Here is a 17166-nt window from a genome sequence, read left to right on the forward strand (position 1 = left end):
TATGAGTCGTCAACATCAAGGCCGACGTCATGCACGTCGTCGTGCGTTACAGGGCTTATATCAATGGCACATGAATGCGGTACCAGCGTCAGATATTTATACACAGTTTGTTGAGACGCAAGATATGCGCAACACTGACATGGAATATTTTAAACAGTTGTTAGTGGGTGTGATCGCTGGTGTTGAAGCGTGGGATCAGTTTATCAGTAGCTACGGTCATATCCCTTTAGTGCAAATGGATCCCGTAGAACGCAATATTTTACGAATTGCATTTTATGAGTTGCGTGAATGTTTAGATATTCCTTATCGCGTGACTATTAATGAAGCGGTTGAGCTCGCCAAAGTGTTTGGTGCAGAAGATGGCCACAAATATATTAATGCCGTATTAGATAAAGCCTGTAAAACATTACGTTCGGAAGAGCAAGGCCGTCCCTAATGGAATTTGATCTCATCAAACGTTTGACGGAATTAAATAGCGTACAACGTGAAGATGTGATTTTAGGGATTGGTGATGATGCGGCGCGCTTATTAGTGCCCGATGGTCATGAACTAATCGTTAGCATGGATACTTTGGTTAGTGGAGTGCATTTTCCAGAAAATACGACTCCACAAGCGATTGGCTACAAAGCGCTTGCCGTTAATTTAAGTGATTTAGCTGCGATGGGCGCAGAACCTGCGTGGGTAACATTAGCGTTAACGATGCCGCAAGCCAATTCTTTGTGGTTAGAAGCATTCGCGCAAGGTTTTTTAACACTAGCACGCGAACACAATGTGCAATTGATTGGTGGAGATACCACGCAAGGGCCACTCAGTATTACAGTGCAAGCGCATGGTTTTACACCACGAGGTCAAGCGTTGACGCGTGCAGGTGCAAAAGTAGGTGATTACATTGCCGTAACTGGCTATCTGGGTGATGCGGGTCGTGAACTTAAAAGCTTAAATAAATCATCACCACTTAATGATGCTATTAATCGTTTAAATTATCCTTATCCACGTGTGCAAGCAGGATTGGCATTGCTTGGCATTGCAACTGCTTGCATTGATATTTCAGATGGTTTGATTGCAGATTTAGGCCATATCTTAGAACGTAGTCAAGTTGGCGCGCGTGTTTTACTTGATAAAATTCCCATATCAGAAGCAAGTTTGCACAGTAAAGGTTTTCCTGTTTTAGAATTAGCGTTAACCGCAGGCGATGACTATGAGCTGTGTTTTACTTTTCCTGAGTCACGTATAGATGATATTAATAAAATTCAACATCAGCTCAGTTTGCCTATGACGCATATCGGGTTCATTGAAGAAACTAGAGGTTTACGTTTACACAGACCTGATGGCCGTCCTATAGAAATTGCTAATAATGGTTATCAGCATTTTTCTAAGAAAAAATAATGAACCAACCTAATTTTAAAACCTTATGGTCGCGTCCTATTCAATGTTTAGCATTTGGTTTTGGGGCGGGGCTGTCGCCTAAAGCGCCTGGCACTATAGGTACTCTCATCGCTATACCTATTTGGTGGGCGTTAATACAATTTTCTTTTACTTTTTATTTAATCGCCAGCATTTTTATTGCAATTGTCGGCATATATATTTGTCAGCGCGCCGCCGAGCAGTTAGGTGTACATGATCATGGTGGTATTGTTTGGGATGAAATTAGCGGCTTCTTATTAACTATGTTGTTTTTGCCGCCAACGTGGCAAGCCGTTGTTGCAGGATTTTTAGCTTTCCGCTTATTTGATATTGTAAAACCTTGGCCCATTAGTTGGTGTGATCGAAATGTGAAAGGTGGCTTCGGTATCATGCTCGACGACTGGCTAGCAGGTTTATTGGCTGGTTTTTTAATCTTCTTGCTGCAATATTATTGTCATTGCTTGTTCTAATTTTTGCGCTAGCAAGTTTTTCGAATTTATAAAAAACTATGTTAACATAGCGCGCTTTTATTTTTCTAAGACTATTTTAAAAAAGACAATAACACATCAAATGGAATTATTACTATGAGCATCATGCTGCGTTTATTTATTATTTTATTGTTTACACTTTCTCAATCTGCTTGCGTTAAAACCCCTGAAGCTGAAAAAACTGATGAAGTTTATTGGTTATCCAGTCAGAACTGGCAGCCAGGTGAGTGGCATTGGTGGTATCACATACAACAAGGCACTTCCTTATTTCCTTACGATTGGTTTGTGGCATTAGAACAACCGACGTTATCTTGGACAGTTTTTGGTGAAGTACCTTTATTTTCTGCGCCAGATTATTTAGGGCGCTTTGGATTTTTGCCGGATCATGAAAGCAAAATAAATCCAGATAGTTTGCCTGTTGGATTTGCCAAAGGGGATGAGTTTGTTGATCCCTATACAGACGAAGCTCAAACCGTATTAGATCTAACATGCGCGGCGTGTCACACTGGCCAATTAAATATTCGTAAAGATAATAAATTAATTGGTGTGCGTATCGATGGTGGCCCGGCCATGATCGATTTGCAGAGTTTTGAAAAAGCGTTAGGTTATTCCACGGTTTTCACCGATAAAATTCCAGGTCGCTTTGATCGTTTTGCTAAGCGTGTATTAAAAGAAAATTATAATGATCAAACTAAAGCAGCATTAAAAGCTAAATTCAGTGCTTTTTTAAAAACGGGTTTAGCTGAACAAAAAATTATTAAAGATAAAAAAATCTATCCAGTAGAACCTGGTTTTGCACGAGTTGATGCACTTGGACGTATTGGCAATCAAGTGTTCGGCTTTCAATTAAATCTAGATAATTTGCGACCTGCTGATGCGCCAGTAACTTATCCGCATCTTTGGGATACTTCATGGTTTGATTGGGTTCAATATAACGGTTCAGTACAACAGCCTATGGGACGCAGTGTAGGTGAAGCTTTAGGCGTGAAAGCACCTATTGTGTTGCGTGGCGATAAGAAAAATCATTTTAAAACTTCTGTGCATGTTGAAAATCTTCATAAAATTGAATCGTTATTAGCAGGTTCAAAACCTTATGCTGGTTTGCGTGCGCCAGCATGGCCAGAACAACATTTTGGCAAAATAGATCGTGACAAAGCCGCCCGCGGTAGAGCGCTGTATGAGGATTATTGTCAGAGTTGTCATTTGCCCACTATTGAAGTGTTGATGTCTGATTTGGATACGAAAGAACCAAAATATTGGACAGCTAAAAATAATCATGGCCGTCGTTTTATTAAAATGGTGATGGTTGATTTAGATGTTATTGGCACAGATCCTAAACAAGCTATCAATTTTATGGAACGCAAAGCGCAAACCGATGATCTTGGTTTAGGTGAGCAGGGGGCAGGCATTGGTTTGGATCATGTCAGTACCTCTGCTACACAACGTTATTATGCTGATAATAATTTCGATAAAACTAAACAAGATAAATATAATCAGTACCGAGATTTTGCCGAAGATGGTGCGCGTGAATTAAAAGCTTACAAAGCGCGTCCCTTAGATGGCGTGTGGGCAACGCCGCCATTTTTACATAATGGTTCGATCCCTAATCTTTATCAATTATTATCTCCGGTGGAAGAGCGTGTTGCGAGTTTTTATTTGGGCACACATGAGTTTGATCCGGTGCAGGTCGGTTATGTGCTAAAAGATATCAAAGGTGGTTTTTTATTTGATACCCGTATTATCGGTAACAGTAATAAAGGCCACGAGTTTGCTGATAAACCGCTAAGTAATGGGGTTATCGGTCCAATGTTAACCAAAGAAGATCGTTGGGCTTTGATAGAATTTTTGAAAAGGATCTAGATTTTAATATTTATTGCAAAAAAGGCGCTGTCCATGTGATAGCGCCTTTTTTTATTATTCGGTTTTATTTGTTATAAGATTTGCGTTTGGTTAAGACGCTTTATCACGAGCTTTGAGATAAAGCTCGTACATATACTTTTGCATATTCTGTGCGTGAGTTTCTATTTCTGTTTCCGTTGCTTTGGCGTCTATTATTAAAGGCTCACCAATCGTTAAAACAAAACGTGTGAAAGGTTTTGGCAATATAAAGCCATCCCAGGAATTAAATTTCCAGCATTTATCAGCGTGTACACTTAAGGGTATAACCGGTGCACCTGTAAAGCGCGACACAATCAATGCGCCCGATTTAAATTCATGTACTGGGCCGCGAGGCCCATCGGGTGTTATGCATAAAGAACGACCTTCACGTTTAATAATGTTAGTCATTTGGCGTAAGGCGCTAGCACCTGTTTTAGATGAAGATCCACGTACAGTAGGAATGCCCCAGTCGCGCATAGCGCCGGTTGGTATTTCTCCATCTTTGGAAGGACTGATGAGAAAGGTTAATTTAAGACGGCGTTGTTGATGCAATCGAATGATTAACATTGAGGGCGCCAACATATGTTGGTGCCAAAAACACGCAATAATAGGTTTTTTGGCAAGCAGAAATGGTTCTATATGTTGCATGCCTATAATGGTTTTACGAGATCCCCACCATAAAACACGTAGATATAATTTTAGAACTTGTCGGCCTAGCCAAAATTTGAAGGCTTTGTCTTTTTTGGGTGCGGTAGTTTCATCGCTCATAGTGAAGTGTTCCAAATAGCGTTAATGTATTTAATGGTAACTTCGCTGATGTTTTCGCTGGCTAAACATCCTGCATAGTTTTCATCAGGTGAAAAATAATGTAAATGCCATTTTTTTTTGTGTAACAAGGCAGATTTTTCAGCAGATAGATTATTGCTTAAACGAACTTTGCGCAAATTAGATAAACCAACGGTGCCCGCGGCTTTGATGACGGCTTCTAGAGCTGTCCAATGTTGATAAAATTCTTGTAAGTTAAGTTTATCAAAGTCAGGAATGCTATCTGCCAAATAAGTAGAAAACTGCTGATAATTGCGTTGACGAATATATTCAATATCCAGCCCAATACTTTGTTGACTGATGGCGCAACTGATGATGTCTTTAGAATGGCTTAAATTAAATTGCCAAGCGTTAAACTGATTTATTAAATAAGGTTTCGCATAATCATTGGGATAAACGAGGTCTTTAAAATCGAAATGTTGATGATGAATGGATTGCATGCCGAGCTGCAATAAGCGTAATCCGATGCTGCGACGATAGCGTAGCGCAGGATCTTTAAGTGTTAATACCGAATCGCGTTTGTCGCAAGGCAAGGTTTGCAGCCAATCATCTAGTGGCGCCAGCTCTGCTTGATTCATATGATGAATCAATAACAAGGAGGTGTTGAGCATTAGCTTATTAAACCGCTGATCTTTAACCAGCGTTGATAAAATGGTTTTGAAAAACTCTGCAATTTATTAATGCGCTGATCTAGATCCTTAGCAATGTCTTCAGGAGTTTGCACATAGGTTTGATTAGGCGTGAGCTGTTCAGCGAAATGTTGGAGCCAGGTATGCACGATAGTGGGAGTAACTTCTATATGACATTGCAAGGCTAAAATATTATTTAAAACCCATGCTTGATGTTGGCAGGCGGTGCTGCCAAATAAATGTTGTGCGGCAGTAGGAATTTCAAATTGCTCGCCATGCCAATGAAAAATTTCGCAGCTTAAATCTAAATCTTGTAACCATTCATTGCTGACAGCCGAGTTAACTGGATTAACAGGATGCCAGCCAATTTCACGATAGCCCATAGGCGCTACTTTTGCACCCAACGCTTTGCTAAGTAGTTGTCCTCCCAAGCAGTGTCCGAGCATCGGAATGTTGTGTTGATGTGCGTACTGAATTAATGCGAGCTCCGCGTGTATCCAGGGGAGGTCATCATTAACGCTCATGGGGCCGCCCATAAATACTAAGGCGCTGATTTCATTAACGTTATGTGGAATGGTATCGCCTTGTTCTATATTGATAATGCGATACGCTAATTTATGTTCATCAAATAGTTCCGTTAAATAACCCGGACCTTCGCAATGTATGTGTTGAAAAATAGTAATTTTTTTCATGATATAAATTAAGGTATAGCAATACCTAATTGATTGAACATGCGGGTCAGGGCAATGAGCGGTAAACCAATTAAAGCCGTGGGATCATCGCCTTCGAGTTTTTCAAATAAGCTAATGCCTAAACCTTCGGATTTAAAGCTGCCTGCTGCATTATAAGGTTGTTCCATCTGTAGATAGCGTTCGATTTGCGCTGGCGTCAATTGACGAAATAAAACGCTGAAATGAATATCTTCGCAAAAACTTTTTTGAGTTTGAATATCGAGCACACAAAGTCCGGTGTGGAAATGCACCCATTTGCCCGATGCTTGAGTGAGTTGCTGCACTGCATTTTGATGGTTGCCAGGTTTACCTAATATGTCGCCTTCAAGTTCTGCAACTTGATCAGAGCCAATGATAATAGCGTCAGGATATTGCGTACTGACGGCTTGCGCTTTTTCTTGTGCTAGACGTTTTACTAAATGCGTGGGCGCTTCGTGGTTTAAGCGGCTTTCATCAATATTCGGTGAACAAATTTCAAATTCAATATGTAAGCGTTCTAATAATTGCTTACGAAAAGGGGAGCTTGACGCAAGTATGATTTTTCTGTTGGACATATAATGACTTATTCGATTTCAATCAAGGTTTCGTCAGGATTAACGCTGTCGCCTTTTTGTACATGAATGGCGACAATTTTTCCATCAATAGGCGCTTGAATTTCGGTTTCCATTTTCATCGCTTCCGTAATCAGAATAGCATCACCTGTTTTGACCATAGCGCCTTGTTTGACTAATACTTCAATGATAGTGCCGGGCATTGTCGTTGTCACATGACCGGGTTTAGTAGCTTTCATACGTTTTGATTGTTTGCTACTGGTATTAGGTTGGCCTTTGCCACCATCTGGATTTATTACTTCAATTGTTTCTAAGAAAACTTCTTCGCGTTGTCCGTCTACCGTTAAATAGAAAGGACGTTTGTCTTGGGTTTTGTGGCCGGTACCATCAACACGAATATGATAGGTTTCACCATGCAAAGTAATTTCAAACTCTACAGGTATAGGTTCTTTTGATGCGTTATTAGGGCTTATAGATTTTAAAGGCTCGGGTACTAACGTGCCGGCGTTACGTTGTTCTAAAAATTCACCGCCGATATCAGGAAACATTGCATAAGTTAGTACATCTTCTTCGCTGTTGGCGAGGCCTGCAATTTTACTGCGTAATTTTTCTAATTCGTTAGGTAGTAAGTCTGCTGGACGACAATCAATCGTTTGCTCATCACCAATGGCTTGTCGGCGTAAAGCTTGATTAATTTTTCCCGGTGCTTGCCCATATTTGCCTTGTAAATATAATTTCACTTCATTCGTAATGGTTTTGTATCGTTCGCTAGTTAAAACATTCATCACCGCTTGGGTGCCGACAATTTGCGAAGTAGGCGTGACTAATGGTGGGTAACCTAAGTCGGTACGAACACGAGGAATTTCTTCTAACACCGCACTCATTTTGTTAAGTGCATTTTGTTGTTTAAGTTGATGGCTTAAATTAGAAATCATGCCGCCCGGTACTTGATTGATTTGTACGCGTGTATCAACACCGGTGTAGTCACTTTCAAATTGTTTATATTTTTTACGAACATCATGAAAATAAAAACCAATTTCTTGCAAGGCTTCTAGATTTAAACCGGTGTCGTAAGGTGTGTCACGTAAAGCGGCAACCATGCTTTCGGTAGGAGGATGACTTGCACCTCCTGCAAAAGCGGATATAGCGGTATCAATATGCGTGCAGCCATTTTTAATCGCTTCCCATTGGCATAACTCAGCAAGTCCAGAAGTCGCATGCGAATGTAATTGAATCGGTACATCTAGTGCAGCGACGAGCGCTTTGGTCAGTTCGCCGGTCGCTTGCGGCGTTAATAAACCGGCCATATCTTTAATGGCGATGCTGTCACAACCCATGTCACGCATTGCGATGGCCATCGTAACGAATTGTTCATTCGTGTGAACGGGGCTTACGGTATAAGAAATAGTGCCTTGTGCATGTTTACCGGCTTTTTTTACTGCTTCGATAGCCGTGCGTACATTGCGGACATCATTCATTGCATCAAAAATGCGAAATACATCGATGCCATTGGCGGCTGATTTTGCAATGAAAGCATTAACAACATCATCGGCATAGTGGCGATAGCCTAATAAGTTTTGACCCCGCAGTAACATTTGTAAACGCGTGTTGGGTAATGCGGCGCGGAGTTTACGTAAACGCTCCCACGGATCTTCTTTTAAGAATCGCACGCACGCATCAAAGGTTGCTCCGCCCCAGCACTCTAATGACCAATAGCCAATATCATCTAATTTTTTGCAAATAGGTAACATGTCTTCTGTGCGCATGCGGGTGGCGATTAAACACTGATGAGCGTCACGCAAGATGGTTTCGGTTATTTGTATTTGTGTCATGAATGATTCCGACGAGGACTAGTAGTGTATTTAAAGTTGTAAATGCGCTGCAATGGCTGCGCTGACAACCGCCGCGAGTTCATTGCGTGATGCTTTTACGGAGTATTGCGTCAATTCGGGATGTTGTTCAACAAAGCTAGTATCAAAAGAACCCGCGATGAAATCTGGATGTTGCAAAATTTGTTGATAATAAGGCAGTGTGGTTTTAACGCCTTGCACTTTAATATCTTTGAGCGAACGTTTAGCACGCGCGATAACGGCATCCCAATCTAATGCCCAAACAATTAATTTTAATAACATGGAATCATAATGCGGTGGAATATGATAACCAGTATAAATGCCACCATCGGTGCGCACGCCTGGCCCGCCAGCAGCAAAATAGCGTGTGATGCGACCAAAGCTGGGTAGAAAATCATTTTGCGGATCTTCTGCGTTAATGCGCATTTCCATCGCATAACCACGAATGCGAATATCTTCTTGCTTGAAGCGTAAGACTTCGCCTGCGGCAACACGAATTTGTTGTTGAACTAAATCGATGCCGGTAATAGTTTCGGTAACCGGATGTTCAACTTGCAAACGTGTGTTCATTTCCATGAAATAAAATTGTTGATCTTGAGTTAACAAAAATTCAACTGTTCCCGCATTTTCGTAATTGACAGCTTGCGCTGCGCGCACGGCGAGTGCGCCTAAATATTCGCGTTGTTCGCTATTAATTTGAGGAGATGGTGCAATTTCTAATAGTTTTTGATGACGACGTTGAATAGAACAATCGCGTTCATATAAATGTACGGTGTTGCCATGGCTGTCGGCTAACACTTGTACTTCGATGTGACGGGGATTGATGATGGCTTTTTCGATAAAGACATCGCTGTTGCCAAACGCTTTGGTCACTTCTGAAATAACACGATCATAATTGCGGATTAACTCCGCTTCGTTATGACAAAGCCGAATGCCGCGACCGCCGCCGCCCGCAGTGGCTTTTAACATCACGGGATAGCCAATTTCATTTGCGATCTGTTGCGCTTCTTCTAAGTTTGCCAGGCTGTGATCACTACCAGGCACGACTGGAATTTGCGCTTGCTGCATGGCTAAACGTGCTTCGATTTTATTGCCCATGCGACGAATGATGTCCGCATTAGGACCAATGAAACGAATACCGCGTGCCGCGCATTGTTCAGCCAAAGCCGGATTTTCAGATAAGAAACCATAACCCGGATGGATGGCATCGCAGCCGGTGGCCACCGCTAAATTGACGATTCGAGGAATGCTTAAGTAGCCGGCGACTGACTCGGGACCAATATTATAAGCTTCATCCGCTTTGCTAATGTGCAATCCATAGCGATCTGCATCGGTATAAATAGCCACGCATTTTATGTCCATTTCAGCGCAGGCGCGGGCAATTCGAACTGCAATTTCCCCGCGATTCGCAATCAGAATTTTTTGTATAGGTTTTTGAATATTCATTTTAAAATCAAAAGGATAGAGCTACTATTTAATCCTGTTAAGCATATGAAGGCCGGTCAAAAACCAAGGTTTGAAAGGAGGGCGAACATAATCCCGACGGCTTATGGGGCGCAAGTGTAGCAGGTTTGCTCTGAGTGAGGCTTTTCTGATAGCGCGTAAAACCGCAGAATCTTCAGCAGAAATAATGACTTATTGCATCATGATCTTTGACAGTGAGCCCATAGATTCATAGAATTGCGCGCCTATGCATCCGGACAAATTGCCTGACGTTCTGCACCCGGCAAGGTTCGCCAAAGCACGGCTGGATATTGCGGGATCTTTTCCTCAAAGTCGGCTGTTACGCTTAGCGGAATTGGTTGGTTTGCAAAGTGATGTAGACGTTGAGTTGAGCTTTGCTGAGACGCATTTTAATCGCATTAGCGTGCTCGGTCAGTTGCGTTGTACGGTGCGTTTAACGTGTCAGCGTTGTCTTGATGAGTTCGATTACATCTTGGATGCGCAAGTGAAGTTGTTAGTTACGACGGATGAAAAAGATTTAGCGCAAGCTGAATCGGAAGATTTCGAAGCGTTGCAAGTTGATGCCGATGGTTCTGTAACCACTGTGCGTTTGATTGAAGATGAACTGATTGTGCGATTACCCATTTTTCCCGCACATGAAACATTGGCAGCGTGTAATGCGGATATGTTGGTGCGTTTGCGTGCCGACTTAAGTACGGAGCCAGCAGTTGATAAACCTGTTGGATCACGACCCAATCCATTTGCGGTTTTGCAATCACTCAAATCACCGAGTGAAAAGTAGACATGATTGTTTTAATTTTTTAGTGGAGTATTTAGCATGGCTGTACAACAAGCCCGTATGACCCGTTCGCGTCGTGGCATGCGTCGTTCGCATGACGCATTGTCTGCACCGACTTTGTCAGTAGATTCAACTTCTGGCGAAACCCATATTCGTCATCAAATCACCGCTGATGGTTTTTATCGCGGTCGTAAAGTACTCGACTTAGCGAGTGCACCTGAAGTCGATAGCGAAGAATAATCTTTGAAATACCTCTGCGCCGAGCGAGCGGCCGATATCGGTTGTCTCGCTCGATGCGTTTTGTGGCGACCAAAAATAATCGTCACGTTTAAGGTGTTGAATGAGCCCTAAAATAATAAGCGTTGCACTGGACGCGATGAGTGGTGACCATGGCCCGCAAGTCACTGTGCCTGCTGCATTAACTATTGCTAAAGAATATCCGAATTTACATTTAATATTGGTTGGTCAAACACCCGTATTAGAATCTATATTAAAAATCCATCCTGATTATGCTGCGTGCGTTGAGCGTATAACGATTCAACATGCCTCAGAAATTGTAGCGATGGATGATCCGCCGGCGCAGGCGATGCGCAATAAAAAAGATTCTTCTATGCGCGTGATGATTAACCTCGTAAAAGAAGGCAAGGCGCACGCGTGTGTGAGCGCTGGCAATACAGGCGCATTAATGGCGACTGCACGATTTGTTTTAAAAATGATTCCAGGAATTGATCGTCCTGCTATTTGCTCGCCATTGCCCGCGATGCAGGGCCGTACTTATATATTAGACTTGGGTGCCAATGTTGATTGTACCGCTGAACATTTGCAGCAATTTGCAATTATGGGCAGTGTGTTAGCGTCAGCGGTGACCGGTATTGTGCGACCACGAGTGGGTTTATTAAATATTGGTGAAGAAGATATTAAAGGCAATGAAGTTGTTAAAGAAACCAGCGTCTTATTAAATAAAAGTTCTTTGAATTATATTGGCTACGTTGAAGCGAATGATATTTTTACACGCAAAGCCGATGTAGTCGTTGCTGATGGTTTTGTCGGGAATGTGTTATTAAAAACCGCAGAAGGCACCGCAAAATTAATGGCGCATTTTATGGAAGCAGAGTTTAAGCGTAACCTCTTCAGTAAAGTAGGCGCGTTGTGCGCGTTGCCCGCATTGCGCGGTTTGAAAAAAAGAATGGATCCACGTATGTATAACGGCGCGAGCTTATTAGGCTTGCAAGGTATCGTGGTTAAAAGTCATGGTGGCGCGGATCAAGTGGCATTTGCTGCGGCTATTCGTGTTGCAGTGCTTGAAGTTGAGCATAATGTATTGTCACATATTGCCGCAGGTATCAGCAGCGCCAGCGCTGAGCCGGTTAATTAAGGAGATTGTTTGTGGTGTATTCGCGGATTAAGAGCACGGGTGGATATTTACCTGATAAAGTTTTAACTAATAAAGACTTAGAAAAAATAGTTGAAACCTCGGATGAATGGATTCGTGATCGTACGGGTATAAGCGAGCGGCATATCGCAGAAAATCAAACCGCCACTGATTTGGCTGAGCATGCTTTGCGTTCGGCTTTAGAAGCTGCTTCTATGGAAGCCAGCGCTTTAGAATTAATTATTGTTGCAACCTGTACGCAAGAAAGTAGCTTTCCGAGTACCGCAGCACGTTTGCAAAAACGTTTTAATGTAAAAGGTTTCGCTGCCTTTGACGTGAATGCGGCTTGCTCTGGTTTTATTTACGGCATCGCCATTGCGGATGCGATGATTCGTTCAGGACAAGTTAAAACGGCTGCCGTTATAGGCGCCGAAAAAATGTCGTCTATCGTTGATTGGACTGATCGTGAAACTTGCGTGTTGTTTGGTGATGGCGCGGGCGCCATTATTTTAGAAGCAGCTGCTGAACAAGGTGTGATTTCTACTCATATTCATGCCGATGGCAGTTACGAAGATTTGTTGTATCACGAACCCGTGTGCAATGTGATTAAAATGAAAGGCAATGAAGTGTTTCGAGTCGCGGTGCGTACCTTAGAACGTATTGTTGATGAAACCTTAGAAGCTAATAACATGACTAAAGAAGATGTGGATTGGTTAATTCCGCATCAAGCAAATATGCGTATTATGTCGGCGACAGCAAAAAAATTAAATTTGCCGGCGGATCGTATGGTGGTAACAGTTGATAAACATGGCAATACCTCAGCGGCCTCCATTCCTTTAGCATTAAATCATGCAGTGCGCGCAGGCAGCATAAAACGTGGTGAAGTGTTATTGATGGAAGCGTTTGGCGGCGGTTTTACATGGGGTTCCGCTTTAGTACGTTATTAATCACTGGGCAGTGAAGATGATAAAACTATTGGTCGTAGACGATCATGATTTAGTGCGTGCCGGCGTGGTGCGTTTGTTAAGTGATGTGCCAGAAATAGAAGTCATCGGTCAATGTTCTAGCGGCGAAGATGCATTGAAGGCGTGTCAAGAAAAATTCCCCGACGTAGTGTTGATGGATTTGCATATGCCCGGTATGGGCGGCATGGAAGCTGCAAAACGTATTATTGATCGTTATAAAAAAACGCGGGTAATCATTCTCACCGCGGAATCTGAAACACCCATTTCAAAACATACTATTAAATTTGGTGTAGCAGGCTATCTCACCAAAGGTTGCGATTTAGATGAAATGATTCGTGCCATTAAACAAGTGTGTGTAGGACAGCGTTATATTTCTCCGGTGGTTGCGCAAAAACTAGCGTTATCTATTTTAGATGGCGACATGTCGCCGTTGGATAGATTATCTAAACGAGAAATTGAAGTGTTAATTCGAATTAGCCAAGGTTTTAGTAATCGGCATATTGCAGAAGAATTACATTTAAGCCCTAAAACCACGAGCACCTATCGCTCACGCTTGCTAGAAAAACTTAATTGTGCAAATGATGTTGAGTTGACTCGCATGTGTATGGAAGGCGGATTGCTCAATCGCCCCGCAAGTCGACCCGGCACCGATGATGTATGAGTGTGTATTTTAATTTAGAGTGTCAGCAATGTCCTCGGTTAGCCCAGCACTTAAAACAAATTAGAGTTACTCACCCCGATTATTTTGCGAAACCCGTGCCGCCGTTTGGTGATCCGCACGCGCGTTTGGTGATAGTAGGCTTAGCACCGGGTATGCATGGCGCAAATCGTACTGGCCGACCTTTTACCGGTGATCATGCGGGTATTTTGTTGTATGAAACCTTATATCGTTTTGGTTTTTCTACTCAAGCGGTTGCTGAACATGTGGATGATGGTTTGATATTAAAAAATTGCCGTATTACGAATGCTGTCAAATGTTTACCGCCGGAAAACAAACCCACGACTGACGAAATTAATATGTGCAATCAATATTTAGCGGCAGAGTTAATAAACGCCGTGCCGCATGATGCTGTGATAGTTGCGTTAGGAACGGTGGCGCATAATGCCGTATTAGCTGGATTCAAATTAAAAAAATCGTCTTATCCTTTTGCGCATGCAGCGCAACATAAACTTCCATCAGGACAATGGTTAATTGATAGTTATCATTGCAGTCGTTACAACACGCAAACTCGCCGTTTAACCACGGAGATGTTTCACGCTGTATTCGCCACGGCCAAGCATTTACTTGATTAATTATTATGTTCGACGCCAAAGCTTTTCTCGCTAATGTCAGCACCTTGCCGGGTGTTTATTGGATGCTGGGTGAGCGCGATGTTATTTTATATGTGGGTAAGGCCAAAAATCTTAAAAATCGTTTAAGTAGTTATTTTCGTCAAAGCGGTTTAGCGGTCAAAACTCAAGCATTGATGGCGCAAGTGGTCAATGTTCAAATTACTATTACACGCAATGAAGTGGAAGCTTTGTTGCTGGAAAGTAATTTAATTAAAGCGCATAAACCCCGTTATAACGTTTTATTGCGCGATGATAAAAGTTATCCCAATATTTTTATTTCGCCGCATGTGTATCCGCAGCTGGCATTTGATCGGGGCAAACAACGCGGTCAAGGTGAATATTTTGGACCTTATCCAAGCACGGTCGCGGTGCGCGACACGCTAAACTTATTACAAAAAGTTTTCCAAATTCGACCCTGTGAAGATAATTTTTTCAATAATCGCTCGAGACCGTGTTTGCAATACCAAATTAAACGCTGCACAGCGCCTTGCGTAGCATTCATCAGTCCAGGAGATTATCAACGGGATGTTGATAGCGCGCGTTTATTTTTGCAAGGTAAAAATCAAGCCGTGATTGATCGCTTAATTGCGCAAATGGATGTTGCTGCGGAAAAATTGGATTATGAACATGCCGCACGGTTACGCGATCAAGTACAACAATTGCGACGCGTGCATGAGCAGCAATATATAAGCGGTGAAAAAGGCGATCTGGATATCGTCGCGGTCGCTGTGGAAAATGGCCTAAGTTGTGTGCAAGTATTTTTTATTCGCCATGGGCGTAATTTGGGGAATAAAAGTTTTTTCCCGAGCACGCCCGCTAATGCTACGGCGGAAGAAATTGCGCAGGCTTTTATTTCGCAGTATTACAGTCAAGGCCAACGCGTGCCTGCAGAAATTATTGTGAATGTAGAAATTTCCGAGCGCGACTTGCTAGAAGTCGCGTTGCAAGAAGTGATGCAAAGTAAACAACGCATCATTATTACGCATCGAGTTAGAGGCGAGCGATTACGTTGGCTCAATATGGCGCAAGCGAACGCGGATAATGCATTGAAGGCGCGTTTACGTTCGCGGCAAGGCATGACGGAGCGTTTAGAGGATTTAACTGAAGCGTTGAGCTTGGAAACGCCGCCTACGCGTATGGAATGTTTTGATATTTCGCATACGCAAGGCGAAGCTACCGTAGGTGCTTGTGTCGTGTTTGATAGTAATGGCCCGCTGAAAACGGATTATCGTCGTTTTAATATCGAAGGAATTACACCGGGTGATGATTACGCTGCGATGCGTCAAGCACTGGAGCGCCGCTATACGCGACTTAAACGCGGTGAAGGTCGCTTACCCGATATTTTATTTATTGATGGCGGTAAAGGGCAGGTAGCAGAAGCGGTAGCGGTACTCACTGAATTACAAGTGGAAGGCGTGTTGATTGTTGGCATCGCTAAAGGCGCTGAACGAATTCCAGGGCAAGAAAAATTAATTTTACCGACACTAGCACGAACCTTGTTACTCAGTCCGGAACGCCCGGGTTTTCATTTGATACAACAAATTCGTGATGAAGCGCATCGCTTTGCGATTGCGGGACATCGCGCACGTCGTGGTCAAGCACGCCAACGATCTGTCTTAGAAGATATTCCGGGCTTAGGACCGAAACGTCGTCAGCAATTACTCAAAGCGTTTGGCGGTTGGCAAGGTGTGAAACAAGCCGGCATTGAAGAGCTGGCCAAAGTTCAAGGAATCAGCCCTAAGCTCGCGGAAGCCATATACAATAGTCTGCATACGGATGAGAGTTAATCATGCTTTGGACTTTACCTAATATATTGACCGTTTCCCGAATGCTGCTCATTCCCGTAATGATGCTGATATTTTTTCTGCCTTATTCGTGGAGCTCACCAGTAACCGCAGTAATATTTTCGCTTGCAGCAATTACAGATTGGTTAGATGGCTATTTGGCACGTCGTTTAAAACAGCATTCCGCGTTTGGCGCGTTCCTTGATCCCGTTGCCGACAAGCTCATGGTCGCCGTTGCACTGGTTCTCGTCTTATATAAAGAACCTACATTAGTGTTAGCCGTAGCAACGGCGGTTATCATTGGTCGTGAAATAACTATTTCGGCTTTACGTGAATGGATGGCGGAATTAGGCAAACGCGCCAGCGTGTCCGTCTCAGCTTTAGGTAAATTTAAAACCACCTTTCAAATGATCGCCATTATTTTGCTGCTATATCGTGAACCTTTATTCGGCATATCAATTTATCACCTGGGTTATGTGTGTTTAATTATCGCCGCGATCTTGACGGTGGTCTCCATGTTGATTTATCTGCGCGCGGCGTGGCCCTACATGAAAGAAAACGCAAACTAATATCTTCCGAAAGAAAGCATTTGATTGCTTGACTCAAATAAACGCGCCGCTACAATACGCACCTCACCAGGCGGGAATAGCTCAGTTGGTAGAGCACGACCTTGCCAAGGTCGGGGTCGAGGGTTCGAGTCCCTTTTCCCGCTCCAAATATTTTGCAGGAAACCTCGGTTTACCGAGGTTTTTTGTTTTAGGTGATGTGGTGTTGGTGGCAGACTTGTCATCAACAACATAATAAGAGAGGATTAAGCGACCCAGAGGCTGGGTGGCAGAGTGGTTATGTACCGGCCTGCAAAGCCGAGGATGCCGGTTCGATTCCGGCCCCAGCCTCCATTTCGCTTTGCGGCGCTAAACAAAGTAAGTGTAAGTTCAAGATGCCCGGGTGGCGAAATTGGTAGACGCAAGGGACTTAAAATCCCTCGAGGCTTAACCCCTCATGCCGGTTCAAGTCCGGCCCCGGGCACCATTAGTTAGTATCGAAATTTTAGTAAGCTATCGTCTAGATACCTATATATATTCACAATCTCTATGTGGCGCTGAAGTACATTT

Annotated in this window: 18 protein-coding genes and 3 tRNA genes; 15 read left to right on the forward strand and 6 right to left on the reverse strand. The window is 43.0% G+C overall.

Annotated features, from left to right (window positions below; translation table 11 throughout):
* Position 1 precedes the first annotated feature (1 nt).
* The 4 genes from nusB to H0W44_06300 all read left to right on the forward strand — a co-directional run bounded on the left by nusB (position 2) and on the right by H0W44_06300 (position 3752).
* Positions 2-436, forward strand: a complete 435-nt coding sequence (gene nusB, locus H0W44_06285; GenBank protein MBA3582048.1) for a transcription antitermination factor NusB — start codon at positions 2-4, stop codon at positions 434-436.
* Positions 436-1386 carry a thiamine-phosphate kinase gene (gene thiL, locus H0W44_06290; protein MBA3582049.1) on the forward strand — a complete coding sequence of 317 codons (951 nt, stop codon included), beginning with the start codon at positions 436-438 and terminating at the stop codon, positions 1384-1386. The genes nusB and thiL overlap by 1 nt, the downstream gene beginning before the upstream one ends.
* Positions 1386-1874, forward strand: coding sequence for a phosphatidylglycerophosphatase A (locus H0W44_06295; protein ID MBA3582050.1), 489 nt, complete (start codon positions 1386-1388; stop codon positions 1872-1874). The genes thiL and H0W44_06295 overlap by 1 nt, the downstream gene beginning before the upstream one ends.
* Positions 1875-1988: 114 nt before the next feature.
* Positions 1989-3752, forward strand: coding sequence for a hypothetical protein (locus H0W44_06300; GenBank protein ID MBA3582051.1), 1764 nt, complete (start codon positions 1989-1991; stop codon positions 3750-3752).
* A gap of 90 nt (positions 3753-3842) precedes the next feature.
* Here the strand turns inward: H0W44_06300 and H0W44_06305 are convergent, their stop codons facing one another.
* From H0W44_06305 to H0W44_06330, 6 genes are read right to left on the reverse strand one after another with little or no spacing between them, the layout of a single operon-like run.
* Positions 3843-4538, reverse strand: coding sequence for a lysophospholipid acyltransferase family protein (locus H0W44_06305; GenBank protein ID MBA3582052.1), 696 nt, complete (start codon positions 4536-4538; stop codon positions 3843-3845).
* Positions 4535-5206, reverse strand: a complete 672-nt coding sequence (locus H0W44_06310) for a 4'-phosphopantetheinyl transferase superfamily protein (protein ID MBA3582053.1) — start codon at positions 5204-5206, stop codon at positions 4535-4537. Before H0W44_06310 ends, H0W44_06305 begins: the two co-directional genes overlap by 4 nt.
* Positions 5206-5916, reverse strand: a complete 711-nt coding sequence (locus tag H0W44_06315; GenBank protein MBA3582054.1) for a type 1 glutamine amidotransferase — start codon at positions 5914-5916, stop codon at positions 5206-5208. The genes H0W44_06310 and H0W44_06315 overlap by 1 nt, the downstream gene beginning before the upstream one ends.
* A gap of 8 nt (positions 5917-5924) precedes the next feature.
* Positions 5925-6509 carry a septum formation inhibitor Maf gene (maf, locus tag H0W44_06320; GenBank protein ID MBA3582055.1) on the reverse strand — a complete coding sequence of 195 codons (585 nt, stop codon included), beginning with the start codon at positions 6507-6509 and terminating at the stop codon, positions 5925-5927.
* 8 nt (positions 6510-6517) lie between these two features.
* The gene (oadA, locus tag H0W44_06325) at positions 6518-8338 is read right to left on the reverse strand and encodes a sodium-extruding oxaloacetate decarboxylase subunit alpha (GenBank protein MBA3582056.1); all 1821 of its coding nucleotides are present in this window, start codon (positions 8336-8338) and stop codon (positions 6518-6520) included.
* A 30-nt stretch (positions 8339-8368) separates the two neighbouring features.
* The gene (locus tag H0W44_06330) at positions 8369-9802 is read right to left on the reverse strand and encodes an acetyl-CoA carboxylase biotin carboxylase subunit (GenBank protein MBA3582057.1); all 1434 of its coding nucleotides are present in this window, start codon (positions 9800-9802) and stop codon (positions 8369-8371) included.
* 244 nt (positions 9803-10046) lie between these two features.
* Here H0W44_06330 and H0W44_06335 point away from each other — a divergent pair, with 244 nt between their 5' ends.
* The 11 genes from H0W44_06335 (at position 10047) to H0W44_06385 (ending at position 17083) form a co-directional block, all read left to right on the forward strand.
* Positions 10047-10601: a DUF177 domain-containing protein gene (locus H0W44_06335; GenBank protein MBA3582058.1), complete on the forward strand. Its 555-nt coding sequence runs from the start codon at positions 10047-10049 to the stop codon at positions 10599-10601.
* A 36-nt stretch (positions 10602-10637) separates the two neighbouring features.
* The gene (gene rpmF / locus H0W44_06340; GenBank protein MBA3582059.1) at positions 10638-10838 is read left to right on the forward strand and encodes a 50S ribosomal protein L32; all 201 of its coding nucleotides are present in this window, start codon (positions 10638-10640) and stop codon (positions 10836-10838) included.
* A 100-nt stretch (positions 10839-10938) separates the two neighbouring features.
* On the forward strand, positions 10939-11973 hold the full coding sequence (gene plsX / locus H0W44_06345) for a phosphate acyltransferase PlsX (protein MBA3582060.1): 1035 nt from the start codon (positions 10939-10941) through the stop codon (positions 11971-11973).
* A gap of 11 nt (positions 11974-11984) precedes the next feature.
* The gene (locus H0W44_06350) at positions 11985-12917 is read left to right on the forward strand and encodes a ketoacyl-ACP synthase III (GenBank protein MBA3582061.1); all 933 of its coding nucleotides are present in this window, start codon (positions 11985-11987) and stop codon (positions 12915-12917) included.
* A 16-nt stretch (positions 12918-12933) separates the two neighbouring features.
* Positions 12934-13596, forward strand: a complete 663-nt coding sequence (locus H0W44_06355) for a response regulator (protein MBA3582062.1) — start codon at positions 12934-12936, stop codon at positions 13594-13596.
* The gene (locus H0W44_06360) at positions 13593-14228 is read left to right on the forward strand and encodes a uracil-DNA glycosylase (protein MBA3582063.1); all 636 of its coding nucleotides are present in this window, start codon (positions 13593-13595) and stop codon (positions 14226-14228) included. The genes H0W44_06355 and H0W44_06360 overlap by 4 nt, the downstream gene beginning before the upstream one ends.
* Before the next feature lie 5 nt (positions 14229-14233).
* Positions 14234-16054: an excinuclease ABC subunit UvrC gene (gene uvrC / locus H0W44_06365; protein MBA3582064.1), complete on the forward strand. Its 1821-nt coding sequence runs from the start codon at positions 14234-14236 to the stop codon at positions 16052-16054.
* Positions 16055-16056: 2 nt separating this feature from the next.
* Positions 16057-16620 (forward strand): CDP-diacylglycerol--glycerol-3-phosphate 3-phosphatidyltransferase, encoded by a 564-nt coding sequence (pgsA, locus tag H0W44_06370; protein ID MBA3582065.1) that lies wholly within the window; start codon positions 16057-16059, stop codon positions 16618-16620.
* Positions 16621-16690: 70 nt separating this feature from the next.
* Positions 16691-16766: transfer RNA gene (locus H0W44_06375), tRNA-Gly, on the forward strand.
* A 110-nt stretch (positions 16767-16876) separates the two neighbouring features.
* Positions 16877-16950, forward strand: a tRNA-Cys gene (locus H0W44_06380).
* Between the two features lie 43 nt (positions 16951-16993).
* A tRNA-Leu gene (locus H0W44_06385) sits at positions 16994-17083 on the forward strand.
* The last annotated feature ends 83 nt before the right edge of the window (positions 17084-17166 follow it).

The sequence above is a fragment of the Gammaproteobacteria bacterium genome (assembly GCA_013817245.1).
In the GTDB taxonomy this organism is placed as follows: Bacteria; Pseudomonadota; Gammaproteobacteria; order HTCC5015; family HTCC5015; genus JACDDA01.

Bases quoted from the DNA above. Each gene is read 5' to 3' on its own strand.
- pgsA (MBA3582065.1), top strand. From the start codon at position 16,057: ATGCTTTGGACTTTACCTAATATATTGACCGTTTCCCGAATGCTGCTC.
- H0W44_06305 (MBA3582052.1), bottom strand. From the start codon at position 4,538: ATGAGCGATGAAACTACCGCACCCAAAAAAGACAAAGCCTTCAAATTT.
- H0W44_06315 (MBA3582054.1), bottom strand. From the start codon at position 5,916: ATGAAAAAAATTACTATTTTTCAACACATACATTGCGAAGGTCCGGGT.
- oadA (MBA3582056.1), bottom strand. From the start codon at position 8,338: ATGACACAAATACAAATAACCGAAACCATCTTGCGTGACGCTCATCAG.
- H0W44_06330 (MBA3582057.1), bottom strand. From the start codon at position 9,802: ATGAATATTCAAAAACCTATACAAAAAATTCTGATTGCGAATCGCGGG.
- H0W44_06295 (MBA3582050.1), top strand. From the start codon at position 1,386: ATGAACCAACCTAATTTTAAAACCTTATGGTCGCGTCCTATTCAATGT.
- H0W44_06310 (MBA3582053.1), bottom strand. From the start codon at position 5,206: ATGCTCAACACCTCCTTGTTATTGATTCATCATATGAATCAAGCAGAG.
- uvrC (MBA3582064.1), top strand. From the start codon at position 14,234: ATGTTCGACGCCAAAGCTTTTCTCGCTAATGTCAGCACCTTGCCGGGT.
- H0W44_06355 (MBA3582062.1), top strand. From the start codon at position 12,934: ATGATAAAACTATTGGTCGTAGACGATCATGATTTAGTGCGTGCCGGC.
- thiL (MBA3582049.1), top strand. From the start codon at position 436: ATGGAATTTGATCTCATCAAACGTTTGACGGAATTAAATAGCGTACAA.
- H0W44_06335 (MBA3582058.1), top strand. From the start codon at position 10,047: ATGCATCCGGACAAATTGCCTGACGTTCTGCACCCGGCAAGGTTCGCC.
- plsX (MBA3582060.1), top strand. From the start codon at position 10,939: ATGAGCCCTAAAATAATAAGCGTTGCACTGGACGCGATGAGTGGTGAC.
- nusB (MBA3582048.1), top strand. From the start codon at position 2: ATGAGTCGTCAACATCAAGGCCGACGTCATGCACGTCGTCGTGCGTTA.
- H0W44_06360 (MBA3582063.1), top strand. From the start codon at position 13,593: ATGAGTGTGTATTTTAATTTAGAGTGTCAGCAATGTCCTCGGTTAGCC.
- rpmF (MBA3582059.1), top strand. From the start codon at position 10,638: ATGGCTGTACAACAAGCCCGTATGACCCGTTCGCGTCGTGGCATGCGT.
- H0W44_06300 (MBA3582051.1), top strand. From the start codon at position 1,989: ATGAGCATCATGCTGCGTTTATTTATTATTTTATTGTTTACACTTTCT.
- maf (MBA3582055.1), bottom strand. From the start codon at position 6,509: ATGTCCAACAGAAAAATCATACTTGCGTCAAGCTCCCCTTTTCGTAAG.